Source organism: Micromonospora sp. NPDC005305 (genome assembly GCF_040607315.1).
Lineage (GTDB): Bacteria > Actinomycetota > Actinomycetes > Mycobacteriales > Micromonosporaceae > Micromonospora.
The window spans coordinates 32,724-51,073 of sequence record NZ_JBEXGL010000034.1; the positions used below are offsets into that span (position 1 = coordinate 32,724).

The 18,350-nt window shown below is 76.3% G+C and carries 15 protein-coding genes; 14 read left to right on the forward strand and 1 reads right to left on the reverse strand.

Translation table 11 applies throughout. From position 1 onward, the window contains the following. Nucleotides 1-70: 70 nt before the first annotated feature. The 9 genes from ABZS80_RS31470 to ABZS80_RS31510 all read left to right on the forward strand — a co-directional run bounded on the left by ABZS80_RS31470 (nt 71) and on the right by ABZS80_RS31510 (nt 10,372). Entirely contained in the window at nt 71-2,293 is a 2,223-nt protein-coding gene (locus ABZS80_RS31470; protein ID WP_355061588.1) for a family 43 glycosylhydrolase, read from the forward strand. A gap of 132 nt (nt 2,294-2,425) precedes the next feature. Continuing rightward, complete coding sequence (locus ABZS80_RS31475; RefSeq protein ID WP_355061590.1) at nt 2,426-2,959, forward strand: 2'-5' RNA ligase family protein; 534 nt, start codon at nt 2,426-2,428, stop codon at nt 2,957-2,959. A gap of 193 nt (nt 2,960-3,152) precedes the next feature. Further along, complete coding sequence (locus ABZS80_RS31480; protein WP_355061592.1) at nt 3,153-4,349, forward strand: cytochrome P450; 1,197 nt, start codon at nt 3,153-3,155, stop codon at nt 4,347-4,349. Then, nucleotides 4,346-5,131 (forward strand): isocitrate lyase/phosphoenolpyruvate mutase family protein, encoded by a 786-nt coding sequence (locus ABZS80_RS31485; protein ID WP_355061594.1) that lies wholly within the window; start codon nt 4,346-4,348, stop codon nt 5,129-5,131. The genes ABZS80_RS31480 and ABZS80_RS31485 overlap by 4 nt, the downstream gene beginning before the upstream one ends. Before the next feature lie 107 nt (nt 5,132-5,238). Then, nucleotides 5,239-6,207 carry a hypothetical protein gene (locus ABZS80_RS31490; protein ID WP_355061596.1) on the forward strand — a complete coding sequence of 323 codons (969 nt, stop codon included), beginning with the start codon at nt 5,239-5,241 and terminating at the stop codon, nt 6,205-6,207. 4 nt (nt 6,208-6,211) lie between these two features. Beyond that, on the forward strand, nt 6,212-7,816 hold the full coding sequence (locus ABZS80_RS31495; RefSeq protein ID WP_355061598.1) for an asparagine synthase-related protein: 1,605 nt from the start codon (nt 6,212-6,214) through the stop codon (nt 7,814-7,816). 69 nt (nt 7,817-7,885) lie between these two features. Then, a complete protein-coding gene (locus ABZS80_RS31500) occupies nt 7,886-8,359 on the forward strand; it encodes a DUF1203 domain-containing protein (protein ID WP_355061600.1) in 474 nt (157 codons plus the stop codon). Nucleotides 8,360-8,398: 39 nt separating this feature from the next. Beyond that, nucleotides 8,399-9,334, forward strand: coding sequence for a PfkB family carbohydrate kinase (locus tag ABZS80_RS31505; protein ID WP_355061602.1), 936 nt, complete (start codon nt 8,399-8,401; stop codon nt 9,332-9,334). Nucleotides 9,335-9,379: 45 nt separating this feature from the next. After that, a complete protein-coding gene (locus ABZS80_RS31510; RefSeq protein ID WP_355061604.1) occupies nt 9,380-10,372 on the forward strand; it encodes a linear amide C-N hydrolase in 993 nt (330 codons plus the stop codon). A gap of 43 nt (nt 10,373-10,415) precedes the next feature. Here ABZS80_RS31510 and ABZS80_RS31515 read toward each other — a convergent pair whose 3' ends face one another. Further along, entirely contained in the window at nt 10,416-11,867 is a 1,452-nt protein-coding gene (locus ABZS80_RS31515; protein WP_355061606.1) for a hypothetical protein, read from the reverse strand. Nucleotides 11,868-12,005: 138 nt separating this feature from the next. Between ABZS80_RS31515 and ABZS80_RS31520 the strand changes: the two genes are divergently transcribed. From ABZS80_RS31520 to ABZS80_RS31540, 5 genes are all read left to right on the forward strand, one after another. Further along, nucleotides 12,006-12,689 carry a DUF305 domain-containing protein gene (locus ABZS80_RS31520; RefSeq protein ID WP_355061608.1) on the forward strand — a complete coding sequence of 228 codons (684 nt, stop codon included), beginning with the start codon at nt 12,006-12,008 and terminating at the stop codon, nt 12,687-12,689. A 169-nt stretch (nt 12,690-12,858) separates the two neighbouring features. Further along, nucleotides 12,859-14,085, forward strand: a complete 1,227-nt coding sequence (locus tag ABZS80_RS31525; protein ID WP_355061610.1) for a histidine kinase — start codon at nt 12,859-12,861, stop codon at nt 14,083-14,085. After that, nucleotides 14,082-14,747: a response regulator transcription factor gene (locus ABZS80_RS31530; RefSeq protein ID WP_355061612.1), complete on the forward strand. Its 666-nt coding sequence runs from the start codon at nt 14,082-14,084 to the stop codon at nt 14,745-14,747. Before ABZS80_RS31525 ends, ABZS80_RS31530 begins: the two co-directional genes overlap by 4 nt. Before the next feature lie 149 nt (nt 14,748-14,896). Continuing rightward, entirely contained in the window at nt 14,897-15,661 is a 765-nt protein-coding gene (locus tag ABZS80_RS31535) for an ABC transporter ATP-binding protein (protein WP_355061614.1), read from the forward strand. Between the two features lie 5 nt (nt 15,662-15,666). Beyond that, nucleotides 15,667-18,147 (forward strand): FtsX-like permease family protein, encoded by a 2,481-nt coding sequence (locus ABZS80_RS31540; RefSeq protein WP_355061616.1) that lies wholly within the window; start codon nt 15,667-15,669, stop codon nt 18,145-18,147. Nucleotides 18,148-18,350 lie beyond the last annotated feature (203 nt).

An 18,350-nucleotide genomic window follows, 5' to 3' on the forward strand; every position in this document is an offset into this window, starting at 1 on the left:
ATCGTTGTCTCCAACGTTGTAGAAAGCGGGGGCACCGCAGTGACCTCCGTCTACCTCCAAGGCAGGCCTGATGGGACACCTCCACCGCGGCGGCGGCGTGCTCGCCGCCGCACTCGCTCTGCTGCTGACCACGTCCACGGCCGCGGCGGGCACCCCCGCCGCCGGGGCCGACCGCTACCGGAACCCGGTCTCGGCGGGCTTCGCCGACACCTTCGCCGACCCGGCCGTCGTCCGTGGCGACGACGGCCTCTGGTACGCCTTCGGCACCTCCGACCCGCTGCGCGAGGGCGAACGCCAGGCGCACCGGGTGCCGATCGCCCGCTCCGCCGACCTGGTCGACTGGACCTACGTGGGCGACGCCTTCACGCCCGACCAGCGGCCGTCCTTCGCCGCACCCGGGGCCGCGTTCTGGGCGCCCGACGTGCGCCGCGTCGCCGACCGCTGGGTCATGTACGTGACCGTCACCGACACCACCGTCTCCGGCGACACCTTCGACACCGCGATCGGGGCGGCCACCGCGCCCACCCCGGCCGGGCCGTGGACGTTCTCCGACACGCCCGTGGTCGCCCCGCGGCCGGGCGGGGGCGGCGGCTACCTCTGGACCATCGACCCCAGCCAGTTCACCGATTCCGACGGCCGGTCGTACCTCTACTTCGGCAGCTACTACGGCGGCATCTCCGTCACCGAGCTGTCACCGGACGGGCTGCGCGCGGTCGGCACGCCGAGCCTGGTCGCCGTCGACAACAAGTTCGAGGGCAGCTACGTGCTGCGCCACGACGGCTGGTACTGGCTGTTCGCCTCCACGGCGAACTGCTGCGCCGGCCCGGCCACCGGCTACTCCGTCCAGGTGGGCCGGGCGCGTGACCCGCGCGGGCCGTTCGTGGACCGGGACGGCCAGCGGCTGGACGCCTCCCGGGCCGGTGGCACGCCGGTGCTCACCCAGAACGGCAACCGGTGGATCGGCACCGGGCACAACGCCGTGCTCACCGACCTGTCCGGGCAGGACTGGATCGCGTACCACGCCATCGACCGGGCCGACCCGTACCTGGACGAGCCGTTCGGGATCAACGAGCGGCCGATGCTGCTGGACCGCCTCGACTGGGTGGACGGCTGGCCGACCATCAACGCCGGCGCCGGCCCCTCCGAGGGAGCCCGGCCCGCGCCCGTCACCACCGGCCGGATCGACGCCCGCTTCGACACGGCCGACCTCAGCGGCTGGCGGGGCGGCGCGGGCCACTGGCGGGTGACCGGCGGCGTGCTGTCCGGCACCGCCACGCTGACCGCCCGGGCCGGGCTCGGCGGCGACGTCCGCGCCGAGGCCGACCTGCGCCTCGCCGGCGCGGACACGGCCGGGCTGCGGCTCGGCCGGGTCGAGGTCAGCGTCGGCGGCGGCCGGCTGACCGCCCGTGAGAGCGGCGGCGCGACCGCGACCGTGCCGCTGCCCGCCGGGCTCGACCTCACCGGCCGGCACAACCTGGCCGTGGAGGTCCGCGACCGCCAGCTCGTCGCCGAGCTGAGCCCGGCCCGCCTCGGCGACCAGCTCGCCGTGGTGGCGCTGAAGCTCGCCAGGCCGGCGGCCGGCCCGTTCGCGCTGCGCGCCGACGGTGGCACGGCCGAGTTCGACAACGTCAGCGCGGCCGCGCTGTACCGCCCGGTCCGCCACACCGTCGCCCCGCCCCGCGTCGGTCCGGTGCTGTCCCGGTTCTCCGACGAGTTCTCCGACGGGCTCGACCCGGCCTGGCAGTGGGTCCGGCCCAACCCGGCCGCCACGGTGAGCGGCGGCGCGCTGCGCTGGCCGGTCGAGTCGACCGACCTGGTGGGCACCGGCAACACGGCCGGCGTGCTGCTGCGCGACGCGCCCGCGGGCGACTACGTCGCGGAGACGAAGGTGACCCTCGACCTGGGTGAGGACGTGGTCCGCAACTACCAGCAGGCCGGCCTCGTGGCGTACGTGGACGACGACCGCTTCGCCCGGCTCGCCCAGGTGGCCATCTGGAACACCCGCCAGGTCGAGTACGGCTACGAGCTGCCCTTCGCCGGCCAGCCGGTGTACGGCGGCAGCATCGTCGGCACCCCGGCCACCACGACGTGGCTGCGGCTGGCCCACCACGTCGACCGGGTCACCGGCGAGCACGAGTTCCGGGCCGGCTCCAGCCGGGACGGCAGGCACTGGACGTGGGGCGCGGTCTGGACCTTCCCGGCCGACACCACGCCCCGGATCGGTCTGGTCGCGCACGGCGGCGCCACCCCGGCGGTGACCGCGGAGTTCGACTACCTGCGGTTCCACCGCTGACCGTGCGACCGGGGCCGTCCGGCGACGGGCGGTCCCGGTCGCGGGGTGGCCCCCGGTCCCGGCCAGCGCGCTCATCGGGCGGGCATTCCCCAGCGGACGGCGCGGCACCGCGCCGGCGGCTAGCCTGACGGCGTGCGTACGGTCGAACTGCTCTGTTCCCCGGAGCTGGAGGAGGCGGTACGGGCGGCCTGGGATCGGCTCGCCGCCGCCGGCCTGCCCAGCCTGGCTCGCCACCCGCACCCGACGAACCGGCCGCACCTGACCCTTGCCTCGGTCGACGAGTTCCCGTCCGGGGCCGAGCAGCGCCTGGCCGACCTCTGCGACGCGGCGCTGCCCCTGCCGGCCCGCCTCGACCGGGTGGAGGTGCTCGACGGCAGCGCCCCGCTGGTCTGGCTGGTCCGCCCCGCCCCGCAACTGGTCGCCCTGCACGGCGCGGTCTGGGACGTGCTCGCCGCGGCCCCCGGGCCGCGCCCGTGGCACACCCCCGGCCGGTGGGTGCCGCACCTGAGCCTGGCGCTGCGGTTCCGGGACGCCGACCGGCGCCGGGCCCGGGCGCTGGCGGGCGGCGAGCGCCCCACCGGGGAGTTCGTCGCGGCGCGCAGCTACGACAGCGAGACCCGGACGACCGTCCCGCTGTCCTGCCTCGAGCAGGAGAGACGGCGCTGACGGTGAGTCGACCGGCGGGCACCGGCCGGCGGTCCTCCCTCGGTCCGCCGGCCGGTGCCGCTGCCGTCACTTCTTCGGCTGGGGGATCTTCACCGAGCTGAATCTGCGTGCGGCGGTGCGGGTGAGCATCCTGTGGACCCGGGCGGCGGATTGTTCGGTCCGGGCCGAAAGGTGGCGGACCTACGGTCGGGGAATGAGCTGGCCGATCATCGCCCCCGCCCCCGGTACGCCACCGTGCGGGCCGCCCCTGCCCGGAGCCGACGGCTGGGTGGTCACCCGGCACGCCGACGTGCTCGCCGTGCTGACCGACCCCCGGTGCGTGGTGCCCGCGGCGCCCGGCGGACCGTACGGCACCCTGGCCTGGCTGCGCGGCGCCGTGAGCCGGTTCAGCGCGCCGGACCGGCATCCCGCCCGGCGCGCCATCGGGGTCGCCGCGCTGGCCGACCTCGACCCGGACGAGCTGCGGGCGGCGGCCGCCCGGTCCACCGCCGCGCTGCTCGACGCGATGACCGTGCCGGTGACCAGCACCGTGCCGGACACCAGCACCGCCGCCGGGCCGTCCGGGGCGGTTGTCCTGGCGCCCCGGGTCGGTGTGGAACTGCCGGCCGCCGGGCCAGGTGACGGCCGTCCGCAGCGGATCGACGTGATGGCACTGCTCGCGCGGCGCGTACCCCTGGAGGTGCTGGCGGCTCGGCTCGGCCTGGCCGACCCGGCGGCGGCCGTGCCGGCGGTGACCGCGGTGGCCGCCGCCTACCACCCGGGCGCCGAACCGGCGGCGGTGGCGCGCGCCGACCGGGCGGTGGCCACGCTGCTGGCCCTGTCGCCGCCGGCCCCGGCGGAGGTCGTCGCGAACCGCATCGGTCTGCTCGTGCAGGCCGCCGACGCCACGGCCGGGCTGATCGGCGCCGCGATCCGGCACGGGCTGGGTGCGCCGGCCACGGTCGGCACCACCGACCTGCTGGCCGAGGTGCTGCGCCTGGACCCGCCGGTGCGCGCCACCCGCCGGGTCGCGACCGCCGCGCGCCGCCTGGGCGGCCGGGAGATCGGCCCGGAGGCCGTGCTGCTGCTCCGCTTCGACTCGGCCAACCGGGACCCGGCCGTCCACCCGGACCCGGACCGGTTCCACCCCGGCCGGCCCGTCGGGCCACTGACCTTCGGTGCCGGTCCCCGGGGCTGCCCGGGCGAACGGCACGCCCTCGCCCTCGCCGCCGGCGTGGTCGACGTGCTGCGCGACCGGTGCCGCCCCACCGTGCCGGCCGGGCCGACCGGGCCCGCCTCCGCCGTGCCGGCCGCGCCGACCGGGCCCGCCGGGCCCGGCGCCGAGCCCGTGAGCTACGCCCCGCACCCCACCCTGCGTGTCCCGACCAGCCTTGAGGTGATCGTCCGATGACCGACCGCGCCGCCGCCTTCCGCGCCCTGCACCGGCCGGGCCGGCCCCTGCTGCTGCCCAACGCCTGGGACCACGCCTCCGCCGCGGCGCTCGCCGCCCGGGGCCACCCGGCCGTGGGCACCACCAGCCTCGGGGTGGCCGCGGCCGCCGGCCGGCCGGACGGGACGGGGGCCACCCGCGACGAGACCCTCGACCTGGCCCGCCGCCTGCGGGACCTGCCGGTGCTGCTCACCGTGGACATCGAGGACGGTTTCAGCGCCGACCCGGCGGCCGTGGCCGGGTACGCCGCCGAGCTGGCCGCGCTCGGCGTGGTGGGGGTGAACCTGGAGGACGGCCGGCCGGACGGCACCCTCGCGCCAGCCGAGGAGGTGGCCGCCAAGATCACGGCGGTCCGGGCCGCGGTGCCGGGCCTCTTCGTCAACGCGCGCACCGACGCCTGGTGGCTGGGCGTGCCCGACCCGCTGCCGGCGGCGCTGGACCGGGCGGCGGCGTACCGGGCGGCTCGCGCCGACGGGCTGTTCGCCCCGGGCGCGCCGGACGACACGGTCGGGTTGCTGGTGGCCGAGGTGGGGCTGCCGCTCAACGTGCTGCACCGGCCGGGCGGCCCGGACCTGGCCGCGCTGGGCCGGCTCGGGGTGGCCCGCGTGAGCACCGGCTCGCTGCTGTTCCGCGCCGCCCTGGGCGCGGCGCTGCACCTGGCCGACGCAGTCGTCGCCGGCCGGGACGCCGGCCTGCCGGCCGCACCGGATTACGCCTGGGTGCAGGACCTCTCGGCGGGATGAGCACCTTCGGGGGGAGATAGGAGGATTGTTCGGGGAGCTGCCGATCCTGGTGATTACGGTGTGTTCAGGTTCGACTACGCCGTGTCCTGCCCGGAGAGGGGCCGACCATGCGAGTGCCCAGCCGAAGCCCCGGCCACCAGCCCGGGCCCGCCGTCGCTTCCGCCGCCCCCGCCCGCCGGCTGCCCCCGGCCGCCGACGCGCGCACGAGGCCCGGGCAGCAGCCGGACCTGGCCGCGTACCGAGAGGCGGTGGCGGAACTGCTGGTCGAGGTGGGTGCCCTGGCGGACGCGCCGTCGACCACCGCCCGCCAGGTCCTGCTCGACCAGCGGCTGCGGGAGCCGGCCATCGCCGCCGTCCTCGACGCCACCCCGCAGGGGTTCGTCGGCGCCCGGGAGACCCTGCTGCTGGAGATGGCCCGCTACCAGCCGAACGCCCGCAGCTCGGCGCACGACCTCACCGCGCTGGTCCGGATCTACCTGCTCTCCCGGATCGACGTGCTGTGGTGGCGGGACACCGGGACCTTCCTCACCGACGGCCAGGTCGACACCAGCACCGACCTGGTCGACCTGGAGTGGCTGCGCCGGCGCGGGCTGCTCGCCTTCCGCTACCAGGAGCAGCCCGCCACCGTCCTCGGTCGGGGGCTGCGGGCGGTCCAGCGGCGGCTGCGCCCGGACGCCACCCCGCGTACCGCCGGGTTGCGGTTCCGCCGGGCGCGGCGCGAGGTGATCGCGCTGGTCAACGACGTGGGCCGGGAGTTCGCCGCGGCGGCCCGGCCCGGCACCCCGGCGCTCTGGGTGACCAGCCTCGCGCGCAGCGCCGAGCACCAGTACCGGCTGCGCCGGCTCGGCTACGCCGCCATGGTGCCCAGCGGGCACTGCCTCGGCTGGGCGGCCGACGTGGAGCTGGAGTGGTACGAGCGGTTCGGCGCCCGCGACCTCCTCGCCGAGCTGCTGCTGGCCCGGCAGGAGGCCGGCGAGATCAACGTGGTCGACGAGGGCCAGGCCTGGCACCTCTGCCTCGCGCCCGCCGCCCGCCGCCGGTTCCGGCGCGCCTACGAGGCCGAGATGGGGATCTGAGCCGATGTGCGGGATCGCCTTGAGCATCGGCCCCGAGGCCGACCCGGCCCTCTTCCGGCGGATGCTGGCCGTCCTCGCCCCGCGCGGCGAGGTGACCGAGACCCGGCAGGAGGCCGGCCTGCTCGCCGGCGTACGCCGGTTGCGGGTGGTGGACCGCGAGCGGGCCGTGCAGCCCTGGGTCTCGCCCGACGAGCGGCACGTGCTCTGTTACAACGGCGAGGTCTTCAACCACCACGAGCTGCGGGCCGAGCTGACCCGGCTCGGGCACGAGTTCCGCACCACGGGCGACACCGAGGTGGTGCTCGCCGCCTTCCGGCAGTGGGGCGAGGAGGCGGTCCGCCGGCTGCGCGGCGAGTACGCCTTCGCGGTGGTGGAGCGGGCCACCGGCCGGACCTACGTGGCCCGGGACCCGCTCGGGGTGAAGCCCCTCTACTGGTCCCGCGCGCCCGGCTGCCTGCACCTCGCCTCCGAGGTGAAGGCGCTGGTCGGGCACGGCGCGCCGATCAGCGAGGTGCCGCCGGGGCACCACGGCTGGGCCGTGCCCGACGGGCCGGTCCGGCTGCGCCCGTACGTCGACCTGCTCACCCTCGGCGCCGGGCTGCCGGTGATCGACGACCCGGACGAGGCCGCCCTGCTCGTCCGGGTCGCGCTCACCGACAGCATGCGGGTACGGCTGGACACCGACCTCACCGTCGGGGTGGTGCTCTCCGGCGGCCTGGACAGCTCGCTGGCCCTGCTGCACGCCACCCAGCTGCACCCGGACTGCGTGGCGGTCACCGTCGGCGCCCCGGGCAGCCCCGACGTGGCGTACGCCCGGCGGCTCGCCGCCGACCTGGGTGTGCCGCACGAGGTCATCGAGCTGCGCCCGCGCGACATCCGGCTGGCCGACGTGCGCGAGGCCATCCGGATCTCCGAGCTGACCGAGTACGGCGACATCATCAACGCCGTGGTCTCGGTGCCGATCTTCCGGCGGCTGCGGGAGCTGGGCGTCAAGGTGGTGCTCAGCGGCGACGGCTCGGACGAGCTGTTCGGCGGCTACCCGATGTACCACCAGGTCGGCCCGGAACGCTCCCGGCGGCTCTTCCTCCACAAGATCCGCAACCTGTGCCGCACCGAGCTGCAGCGGGTGGACCGCGCCAGCATGGGCCACGGCGTGGAGGCCCGGGTGCCCTTCCTCGACCTCAGCGTGGTGGAGCTGGCCATGCGGCTGCCGCTGGACCTCAAGCTGCGCGACGGACAGGAGAAGTGGATCGTCCGGCGGGCCTTCGCCGACCTGCTGCCCGACTACGTCCGGCGGCGGCCGAAGAACCCCATGTCGTACTCGTCCGGGCTGCACGAGCGGGCCCGGCTCTACAAGCCGCTCTTCGCCCGGCTGCACCGCTCCTTCGGCTACCAGCTGCTCGAACCGGTCCGGCGTGACTTCGACAGCGTGCTCACCCGGTGCGGCAACGACCTGGACCGGGCCATCGCCGACGGGCAGGCCCGCCCCGACTACACCGTGCTGGAGCACGCCCGGGACCTCGTCGGCGCGGCGAAGTGGAACGCCGTGCCGGTGGTCCGGCGCCTGGTCGGCCCGCGCGCCGTGCGGCGCGTCCCGTCCCGTCCGTGACCGCGGCCTCGCGCCCGCGAGGTCCGATGGCCGCCAGCCACCGGCCGCGTCCCGCGCCAGGCTGGACGCATGACGACGACGCGCATCAGGTACGCCATCCAGCCCGTGCCCGCCGAGGCGCTGGCCGACGTGCGGCGGACCGGCCGCGACGCCTCCGGCCAGCCGACCGAGCGGTGCTGCGCCGAGGGCGGCGAGCCACTGCGCTGCTGCCTCCGCGACGCCACCACGGGTGAGGCGCTGCTGCTCTTCGGGTACGCCCCGCCGCTGCCGCCCGGCCCCTACCGCGAGGTGGGGCCGATCTTCGCGCACGCGGCGGACTGCCCCGGCCCCGCCGACGTGACGGTGTACCCGGCCGACTGGCGGGGGCGACCGCAGGTGCTGCGGGCGTACGACCGGCGGGGCCGGATCGTCGGCGGCCGGCGGCACGACGGGGACGACCCGGAGACGGTCATCGCGGAGCTGCTGGCCGACCCCACGGTGGACCGCCTGCACAGCCGCAACGTGGTGTACGGCTGCTGGATGTTCACGGTGGTCCGCGGCTGAGCCGGGCGTGACCGGCGGCGACCGGGGTATCAGCCCGGCATGACCGGACTGGACGCGATCGTGGTGGGGCAGGTGGCGCGGGACCTCGTGCTGCGGGTGGACGAGGTGCCCGGCCCGTCCGGGACGGCCCCGGTGCGGTGCCGGCGGGAACTGCTCGGCGGCAAGGGCGCCAACCAGGCGGTCGGGTTGGCCCAGCTCGGCGTCCGGGTCGGGCTGCTCGGCGTGGTCGGCGAGGACGAGGTCGGTGACCGGTTGCTGGGCCGGGCCCGCAGCGACGGCATCGACGTGGCCCCGGTGCTGCGCCGGCCGGGGACGCCGAGCGCGCTCATCGTGGACGTGGTGGACGCCCGGGCCCGCTGGCGGTACCTGGAGGACATCCCCGAGGCGACCCTGCTCACCGAGGCGGACGTGACCGGCGCGGCCGGGGTGTTGCGGGCCGCCCGCGCGGTGGTCGTCCAGCTCCAGCAGCCGCTGCCGGCGGCCCTCGCGGCGGTGCGGCACGCCCGCGACGCCGTCCGGCTCGTGGTGCTCGACGGCGCGCCGGCCGACCCGGCCGGCGGGGCGGAGCTGCTGTCCCGGGCCGACGTGCTGCGGGCCGACGCGCGGGAGGCCGGCCTGTTGCTCGGCGGTGACCCGCCGAAGGACGCCGAGGCGGGGCTGGGCGCCGGCCGGGAGCTGGCCGCCCGGGGGCCGGCGCTGGTCGCGATCGAGGTGGCGGGGGAGGGAAACGCGTTCGTCTGGCCGGACGGGGAGCTGTTCGTGCCGCTGAGCGAGACGCCCACGGTGGACAGCACGGGGGCCGGCGACGCCTTCGTGGCCGCCGTCACGGCCGGCCTGCTCCGCGAGGATCCGTACCCCCGGATCGCCCGGTACGCGGTCGCGGCGGCCGGCGCGACCGTCGGCCACGCCGGGGGCCGGCCCGCCCTGACGCGGGAGGCGATCGAGGCGCAGCTGGCGCGGATCCCCGACCGCTGACGTCCCCCGTGGACAACCGTCGCCGCCTCTTCTAGCGTCGCGGGCATGCGGAGGACCCTGCTCGCCACCGGGCTCGCCCTGCTCCTCGTGACCACCGGCTGCGCCGAGGGCCGGCCGGCCGCCGCGCCAGCCGGGGCCGGCACGCCGAGCGCTTCCCGGCAGGACGCCGGCCAGGTCGAGCGGACCCTGGCCAGCCTGCGCCGGGTCGACGACCTGCCGCTGTACGAGATGACGTACGTCGGCGACTACGACCCCACCGTCGGCATCGCGGGCGCCCCGCAGGCGAGCCCCTTCGGCTGCTCCCTCTTCGCCGCGGGCGGCGACCGGAGCCGGCCGCTGTTCGCCCGCAACTTCGACTGGGACGCGAACCCGGCGCTGGTCCTGCGCACCGACCCGCCGGACGGCTACGCCTCGATCTCCCTGGTGGACGTCTCCTACCTGGGGGTCACGGCCGACCCGGCCGGCGACCGCCGGCTGCTGAACGCCCCGCTGCTGCCCTTCGACGGGATGAACGAGCGGGGCCTGGCCGTCGGGTTGGCCGCCGACGACGGCGCGACCGCCGAGCCGGTGCCCGGCCGGCCCACCGCCGGCTCGGTGCGCGTCCTGCGCCTGGTGCTGGACTCGGCCGCCACGGTGGACGAGGCGATCGCCGTGTTCGGGCGCTACAACCTGGACTTCGACGGCGGCCCGCCGCTGCACTACCTGATCGCCGACGCCACCGGGGCGTCCGCCGTGATCGAGTTCGTGGACGGCCGGATGCGGGCCGAGAAGGGCCGGGGCGCCTGGCAGGCGCTGACCAACGTGCCGGCCGTCGGGGTGGCCGACCGGGAGCTGCGCACCGACCACCGCTACGGGGTGCTGGCCGAGGCGCTGGGCCGGGCCGGCGGCGCGGTGGACGCCCCCGCCGCGCTGCGCCTGCTCGACGCCGTCCGGCAGCCGCACACCCGCTGGTCGGTGACCTACGGGCTGCGCACCGGCGAGGTGCGGCTGGTCACCGCGGGCGGCGGCGAGCGCGGCTACCGGCTGCCGATGAGCTGAACCGGGCCCGGCCCCACGAAGGGGGCCGGACCCGGCCGGCGGGTCACCAGCTCAGGTAACCCGTCTGGGTCTGCACGTTCAGCTCGGGCACCCGGAACAGCTGCGCCAGCCAGGTACGCGGGTCGCGCAGCTCCAGCACGTCCAGGCCCTTCTGGATGTCGCTGGAGTAGATGTGGCCGTTGTACCAGTAGGCCGACCAGGAGCCACCGGTGCGGAGCTGACCGGCGTCCAGGGGACCCCGCTCCCAGAAGGCGATCTCCTTGGGCTGCCGCGAGTTGGTGAAGTCCCAGACCGAGATGCCGCCCTGGTACCAGGCCTGGACCATGATGTCCCGGCCGGGCACCGGCACCAGCGAGCCGTTGTGCGCCACGCAGTTCTCGGTGTCGGCGTTGGCCCGGGGGATCTTGTAGTAACTGCGGAACGCCAGCCGGCGGTTGTCGCCGCGACCGGTGATGTCGTAGATGGCGTCCGCGCCGCGCTCGGGTCCGGTGGCCACGTTGCAGGTCGCGGCGCCACCGCCGCCCAGCTCGTCGGTGAACACGACCTTGGTGCCGGAGTTGTTGAAGGTCGCCGAGTGCCAGAAGGCGAAGTTCTCGGTGTCGCGGACCCGCTCGATCACCCGCGGCGCCTCCCGGTTGGCGATGTCGAGCAGGATGCCGTCGCCCATGCACGCGCCGGCCGCGATGTCCTTCGCCGCGTACGCGGTGATGTCGTGGCAGCCGGTGGTGGCCGACTTCTCACCCGGGATGCCCGGGTAGCCGCCGTCCGGGAACAGGTTCGGGGTGGCCACCACGGCCGCGTCGGTCGGCGACCGCAGCGGCACCTTCACGATGGAGATCGAGTCGTGCGGCGGCTGGCAGTCCGGGAACTCGGCCCGCGGGCTGTACGACGAGACGTACAGGTAGACGGTCCTGCGGTCCTTGCCCGGCACCAGGGTGTGGGTGTGCGAGCCGCAGGCGGTCTCCACCGACTTGACGTAGCGGGGGCTGCGCTTGTCCCTGATGTCGAAGATCTTGATGCCCTCCCACGACCCCGCCTCGGAGGCGGGTTGGGCGACGCTGCTGCAGGAGTCGTCGCTGCGGGACGAGTCGGTGGACAGGAACAACAGGTCACCGTGGACGGAGACGTCGTTCTGGGAGCCCGGGCAGAGCACCTGGGACACGACGGTGGGCGCCCTCGGCCGGGAGACGTCGTAGACGACGAAGCCGTCGTAGTTGCCGACGAACGCGTACCGGCCCTGGAATGCGATGTCGGTGCCGAACGCCGCGGAGGTGTCGAACGGCGCCTGCTTCGGCAGGTTGGCGACCTGGCGCAGGTTGGGGCTGCTGGAGATCTCGTCAACCCCGGGGACGGCGTTGTCCACGGTGGCCGGTGCGGCCTGCGCCCGGGAGACCTCCTGGGCGCTGCTGGGCGGGGCGGTGACGACGCCGGCGACGAGCAGGCCGGCGGCGGCAAGACTGACGATCCGGGTTCGGGACGTGCGGATGCTGATCATCGGCGGCACCCTCCGAAAGGGGATGATGATTTTCCACACCTTACCGGTCGGTGACATTCATCAATGTGATGCCGGTCACATTCAGGCAGGATTGTCTATGGATAGGATCGCTCTCACCTCGACCGGAGGGAGTGTCGTATGACCGGCCGGCAGGGACGTGTCTGGCTCGCCGTCACAGCGCTGGCGGTGCTCCTGGTCGTGGCCGGCGTGGCGCTGGCGTGGCCGGGGGACGACCGCCCCACGGCCGCTCCGTCCGCCACCACCACTGCCGCGCCACCGGTCGACGCGCCGCCCGTCGTCGTGCCCGGCCGGCCGGGGGAGTCGGCGGCCACCCGCGCCGCCCAGGAGGTCCGCGACGCCGCACCGCCCCGCTACAACGGCCTCGACGTCTGGTACGTCCGGATGATGATCCCGCACCACCAGCAGGCGCTGGAGATGGCGGCCCTCGCCCCCGACCGGGCCGCCGACCCCCGGGTACGCGCCGTCGCCGACCGCATCCGGGCCGCCCAGGGGCCCGAGATCGGGGTGCTGCGCGGCTGGCTCGGGACCCGCGGGCTGCCCGCCGAGGTCCCCGGTCACGACCACGCCACGATGCGCGGGATGCAGTCCGCCGTGGCCATCCGGCAGCTCGCCGCCGCCCGGGGCGCGGAGTTCGACCGCCTCTTCGTGCGGATGATGACCGCGCACCACGAGGGCGCGGTCGTCATGTCCACCGACCTGCTCAAGGTCGGCGCGGACCAGACCCTCCAGGAGTTCGCCAACGCCGTCGCCGTCGAGCAGTCCGCCGAGATCACCCGCCTCCGCGAGCTGATCGCCCCCTGAGCCTTCGGGCAGTCGGGCGTCGCGCCAGATCCGGGTAGGCGCGAACTGGCGGTCCTCCTCGCTGAGCATGGTGTCGCCGCAGTCGACGGCGGTCGGCCCAGCGGCTCGCGCACCGCGACGGCCCTCGTGACCGGGTGAGGATCGACCGGTCGAGCAGCCCGTACCCTGGGTGACCGTGGAGCGCATCGTCTTCGGCCGCCCGCTGCGCAGCGTCGCGTTCGACGTCGCCGTCTCCGGGCTGGTGGCCCTCTTCGCCGTCCTGGGGATCTTCGCCGAGAACGGCGGCGTCGCGGAAACCGCCGTCGGCCTGCTGATGGCGCTGGTCCTGCTGTTCCGGCGGACCCACCCGTCGGCGGTGGCGGCCGGGGTGGCCGTGCTCGCGCTGCTCCAGGTGGTCGTCGGTTGGGGCCCGCTGGCCTACGACATCGGCGTGCTCATCGCCCTCTACAGCGTGGTCAAGTACGCCGACCGGCTGCGCGACGGCGTCCTGGCCGGGATCGTCGCCGCGATCGGCGTGCTGCTCGCCGCCGCCCAGATGCCCGGGGCGGCGCCCTGGTGGGCCGGCGCGCTCTACTACGGCCTGGTCACCGGCGCGGTGTGGCTCGTCGGGCTGAACGTGCGGACCCGCCGGCTCTACGTGGTGAGCCTGGAGGAGCGGGCCACCACGCTGGAACGCGAGCGGGAGGCCGAGGCGCGGGCGGCGGTCGCCGAGGAGCGCACCCGGATCGCCCGCGAGCTGCACGACGTCGTCGCGCACAGCATGGCCGTGATGATCGTGCAGGCCGATGGGGTGCGGTTCACCATCGACCGCGACCCCGAAACGGCGCGGGAGGCGGCGAAGGTGGTGGCGGACACCGGCCGGCAGGCGCTGGAGGAGATGCGGCGCCTCGTGGGCGTACTCCGGGAACCGAGCCGCCCGGATCCGGCGGCCGCCCCCGACGCCGCTCTCGACGCGGAGCCGGCGCACCGGCGGCCGGCCCTCGTCGAGCTGCCCGACCTGCTGGACCGCTTCCGCGCCGCCGGCCTGCGGATCACCGACACCGCCACCGGCACGCCGGTCGCCCTGCCGCCCGGCCTGGAGCTGACCGTCTACCGGGTGGTGCAGGAGAGCCTCACCAACGCGCTCAAGCACGCCGGCGTGGGCGCGGCGGTCGAGCTGCGCCTCGACTGGTCCGCGGACGCCGTCGTGGTCCGGGCGGTCGACGACGGCCGCGGCCGTCCGGTGGTGCGCCCGGCGCCGTCCGGCGGGCACGGCCTGGTCGGCATGCGCGAGCGGGTCGGGGTGTACGACGGCAGCCTCGCCGCCGGCCCCACGCTGGGTGGGGGCTGGCGGGTCGAGGCGCGGCTACCGCTACCGTCGGCGTCGGGCACCGAGGAAGGGAAGGCGGCGGCATGACCGTCCGGGTGGTGATCGTCGACGACCAGGCGCTGGTGCGCGCGGGCTTTCGGATGGTGCTCGACTCCCAGCCCGACCTGGCGGTGGTCGGCGAGGCCATCGACGGCGCGGACGCGCTGCGGGTGCTGGACCGGGTCGAGGCCGACGTGGTGGTGATGGACCTGCGGATGCCGACCATGGACGGCGTGGAGGCGACGAAGCGGATCTGCGCCCGGCCGGCCGAGCGCCGCCCCCGGGTGCTGGTGCTCACCACCTTCGACACCGAGGCCGACGCGTTCGCCGCGCTGCGCGCCGGGGCCAGCGGTTTCCTGCTCAAGAACGTGCCGCCGGAGGATCTGCTCGCTGCCATCCGGGTGGTCGCCGAGGGCGACTCGGTGGTGGCCCCGTCGATCACCCGGCGGCTGCTCGACCGGTTCGCCGGGCAGCTCGGGCCGGCGCCCACCGAGGATCCGCGGCTGGCCCAGCTCACCGAGCGGGAGCGGGAGGTGCTGCTGCTCGTCGCGCAGGGGCTCTCCAACGCCGAGATCGCCGCGCGGGTGCACGTGGCCGAGGCGACCGTGAAGACCCACGTCGGCCGGATCCTGGCGAAGCTCCAGATCCGCGACCGGGTCCAGGCCGTGGTGCTGGCGTACGAGAGCGGGCTGGTCACCCCGGGCGGCTGACCCCGCGTACGACCTGGGTCGTACGGGTCCGCCCGGTCGGGGACGACCACCGGCGTACCGAGGTCGAGCGCGCAGGTGGAGATCAACGGCAGGGTGCCGCGCATAGCGTCGGAAGGGTCTTCAGGACCCGGCCCGACAGGAGCACCACGTTGTCCGCAACCACCACCACCGGCGTCGCCGTCACCGCCCGTGAGCTGCGCAAGGAGTACGGCACCGGGCTGTCCCGGGTCGTCGCCCTCGACGGCGTCGACCTCGACCTGGCCGCCGCCCGGTTCACCGCCGTCATGGGACCGTCCGGCTCCGGCAAGTCCACCCTGCTGCACTGCCTCGCCGGCCTGGACCGGCCGTCCGCCGGCAGCGTGCGCATCGGCGACGCCGACCTCGCCCGACTGGACGACCGCCGGTTGACCCGGCTGCGCCGGGACCGGATCGGCTTCGTCTTCCAGAAGTTCAACCTGCTGCCCACCCTCACCGCCGAGGAGAACATCGTGCTGCCGCTGGCCATCGCCGGCCGGCGGCCCGACCCGGAGTGGCTCCGCCAGGTGGTGACCGCGGTGGGCCTCGCCGACCGTCTCCGGCACCGGCCCGCCGAGCTCTCCGGCGGCCAGCAGCAGCGGGTCGCCGTGGCCCGGGCCCTGGTCACCCGACCCTGGGTGATCTTCGCGGACGAACCCACCGGCAACCTGGACTCGCGTTCCGGCGCGGAGGTCCTGCGGCTGCTCCGCGAGGCGGTGGACACCCTCGGCCAGACCGTGGTCATGGTGACCCACGACCCGAAGGCCGCCGCCCACGCCGACCGGGTGATCTTCCTCGCCGACGGCCGGCTGGTCGACGAACTGCACGCCCCGACCGCCGGCCAGGTCCTCGACGCGCTCACCCGGCTCGAGGCCGGCGCGACGCCGGTGGGGCGGTGACCGGCATGCTGCGCCTCACCCTGCGCCAGATCCGCGCCGACGGGCTGCGCCTGCTGCTCTCCTCGCTGGCGATCGTCCTGGGCGTCGCCTTCGTGGCCGGCACCCTGATGCTCACCGACGGCATGCGCGCCGGGGCGTACGAGCGGGCCGGCGCCTTCGACCGGCACACCGACCTGGCCGCGTACGCCGGCAAGGCCCCGCTGCCCCCGTCCCTGGTCGACCGGGTGCGCGCGGTCGACGGGGTGGCCGCCGCCGAGGGGGAATTGACCGGCACCGCCGGTGTGGTGGGCGCCGACGGGCGGCCGGTGCTCGGCTACGCCGTGCTCGCCGCGATCCCCACCGACCCGGCCCTCCAGTCGTACGACGTCGTCGCCGGGCGGCTGCCGCAGCGGGCCGGCGAGCTGGTGCTCGACGAGGAGACCGTCGCCGACCAGCACTTCGCCCTCGGCAGCCCGGTGCGGGTCGGCGGGAACGGCGGGCCGGCCCGCCCGTACACCCTGGTCGGCACCGTCGACGTGGCCGGCAGCTCGCGCGACGTGGGCGGCCCCTTCATCGGCCTGGCCGGCCCGGACGCCCTCGCGGTGGGTGGGGAGCGCGGCTACGGCCGGATCATGGTGGCCGCGCGGCCCGGCGTGGACCGCGCGGTGCTCGCCGACCGGGTCCGCGCGGCGGTCGGGCCGGCAGTCGCGGTCCGGGACCGCGCGGAGATCCTCGACGAGGCCGTCGCGGACGCGGTCCGCGACCGGCGGCAGTTCGAGCTGTTCCTGGGCACCTTCGCCGCGGTGGCGGTGGTGGTGGCCGGCTTCGTGATCGCCAACACCTTCGCCATCGTGCTCGCCCAGCGGTCGCGGCGGACCGCGCTGCTGCGGCTCGTCGGCGCCAGCCGGGGGCAGGTCTACCGGGCGGCCCTCGGCGAGGCGGCGCTCACCGGGCTGCTCGCCTCGGCCGCCGGGGTGCTGGCCGGGGTGGGCCTGGCCGCGGGCCTCGGCGTGCTGCTGTCCACCCTCGACGCACCGGTCGCCGGCGCGGTCACCGTCACCGCCCGGACGGTGCTGCTCTCCCTCGGCCTCGGGACGCTGCTGACCGTGGTGGCCGCCGCCGTGCCGGCCTGGCAGGGCACCCGGGTCGCGCCGGTGGCCGCGCTGACCGACGCCGCCGTGCAGCCCGCCGGGCGGGCCGGCCGGGTCCGGCTCGCGGCCGGAGCGCTGGTCCTCGCCGCCGGGGTGGCCGCCCTGGTCGGCGCCGGGGCCCTCGGCCAGGTGCCGCTGGTCGCCGCCGGTGGGGTGCTGGCCTTCCTGGGCATCGTGCTGTTCGGCCCGGTGCTGGTGCCGGCCCTGGTCCGGGTGCTGGGCCTGCCGGCCCGCCGGCTCCTCGGCGTCCCGGCCGCGCTGGCCGTGGCGAACGCCGTGCGCAACCCGCGCCGGGTGGCGGCCACCGCCACCGCCATGGTCATCGGCATCGGCCTGGTCTCCGCGTTCGTGGTCGGCGCGGGCAGCGCGAAGGCGGGCATCGAGCGTGCCGTGGACGCGCAGATCGGGGTGGACTTCGTGGTCACCGGGATCGGCGGGGACCTGCCGGCGCCGCTGGCCGGTGAGTTGGCCGCCCGGCCGGAGCTGGGCGTGGTGCACGAGCAGCGCAGCCGGGTGGTCGACGGGATCGAGGTGCGGGCCGCCCATCCGGCGCTGGTCCGCCGGACGCTGTCCGCCGTGGACGCCGGGGACCCGGCCGCCCTCGGTCCGGGCGCGGTGCTGGTGCACCGTGAGCTGGCCGCGGCGCGCGGCTGGTCGGTCGGCAGCACCGTCCCGCTCGCCGGCCGCTCGTTCCGGGTGGCCGCCGTGGTGGCCGACGACACCCCGGCCCTCGCCGGCAGCGCGGTGCCCGCCGGGCACGTGGTGGACCTCGCCGACGCCGACTTCGCCCGCCTCTTCCCGGCCGAGCGTGGCTACCTCGCCGAGGTTGACCCCGCCGACGGGGTTTCCACCGACGCCGCCCGGGCCGCCGTCGAGTCGGTGCTCACCCGCTATCCGACGGTCAACCTGCTCGACCAGGCGGCCTACAAGAAGATGCTCACCGGCACGGTGGACCTGGTGCTCGGCTTCGTCACCGCGCTGCTCGGCCTGGCCGTGGTGATCGCGCTGGTCGGCGTGGCCAACACGCTCACCCTCTCGGTGGTGGAGCGGACCCGGGAGAACGCGGTGCTGCGCGCCGTGGGCCTGACCCGCGGCGGGATGCGGGCCGTGCTCGCCGTCGAGGCGGTGCTCACCGCGCTGGTCGGCACGCTGCTCGGCGTCGCCCTGGGCACCGGGGTGGCCGCCGGCGGGATGGCCGTGCTGGCCCGCATCGGCGGGGACTTCACCCTGGTGCTGCCCTGGGGACGGCTCGGCCTCATCGTCGCGGTGGCGGTGGTCGCCGCGCTGGCCGCCTCGATCCTGCCGGCCCGGCGGGCGCTGTCCCGTCCGGTGGTGGCGGCCCTCGGCGCGGAGTGAGCCCCGGGCGGCCAAGACGCGTCGAGCCGGCCCCGCGAGAACCGCGGGGGCGGGGGGACCGGCGGCGGGGGCCCCCGGCCGGGGCGGGGGGGGGGCGGGGGGTTTGTGTTGGCGTTGCGCTTTTGGGTGTGCGCGGTGCGGTGCGGGGGCCGCGCGCCGGCGGGGGGCGTCCGCGCGCGCGGCCCCCCCGCCCCCCCCCGCCG

Coding starts and splice junctions, on each gene's coding strand:
- ABZS80_RS31470 (WP_355061588.1), top strand. CDS start 71: ATGGGACACCTCCACCGCGGCGGCGGCGTGCTCGCCGCCGCACTCGCT.
- ABZS80_RS31480 (WP_355061592.1), top strand. CDS start 3,153: ATGAGCTGGCCGATCATCGCCCCCGCCCCCGGTACGCCACCGTGCGGG.
- ABZS80_RS31485 (WP_355061594.1), top strand. CDS start 4,346: ATGACCGACCGCGCCGCCGCCTTCCGCGCCCTGCACCGGCCGGGCCGG.
- ABZS80_RS31490 (WP_355061596.1), top strand. CDS start 5,239: ATGCGAGTGCCCAGCCGAAGCCCCGGCCACCAGCCCGGGCCCGCCGTC.
- ABZS80_RS31495 (WP_355061598.1), top strand. CDS start 6,212: ATGTGCGGGATCGCCTTGAGCATCGGCCCCGAGGCCGACCCGGCCCTC.
- ABZS80_RS31500 (WP_355061600.1), top strand. CDS start 7,886: ATGACGACGACGCGCATCAGGTACGCCATCCAGCCCGTGCCCGCCGAG.
- ABZS80_RS31505 (WP_355061602.1), top strand. CDS start 8,399: ATGACCGGACTGGACGCGATCGTGGTGGGGCAGGTGGCGCGGGACCTC.
- ABZS80_RS31510 (WP_355061604.1), top strand. CDS start 9,380: ATGCGGAGGACCCTGCTCGCCACCGGGCTCGCCCTGCTCCTCGTGACC.
- ABZS80_RS31515 (WP_355061606.1), bottom strand. CDS start 11,867: ATGATCAGCATCCGCACGTCCCGAACCCGGATCGTCAGTCTTGCCGCC.
- ABZS80_RS31520 (WP_355061608.1), top strand. CDS start 12,006: ATGACCGGCCGGCAGGGACGTGTCTGGCTCGCCGTCACAGCGCTGGCG.
- ABZS80_RS31530 (WP_355061612.1), top strand. CDS start 14,082: ATGACCGTCCGGGTGGTGATCGTCGACGACCAGGCGCTGGTGCGCGCG.
- ABZS80_RS31540 (WP_355061616.1), top strand. CDS start 15,667: ATGCTGCGCCTCACCCTGCGCCAGATCCGCGCCGACGGGCTGCGCCTG.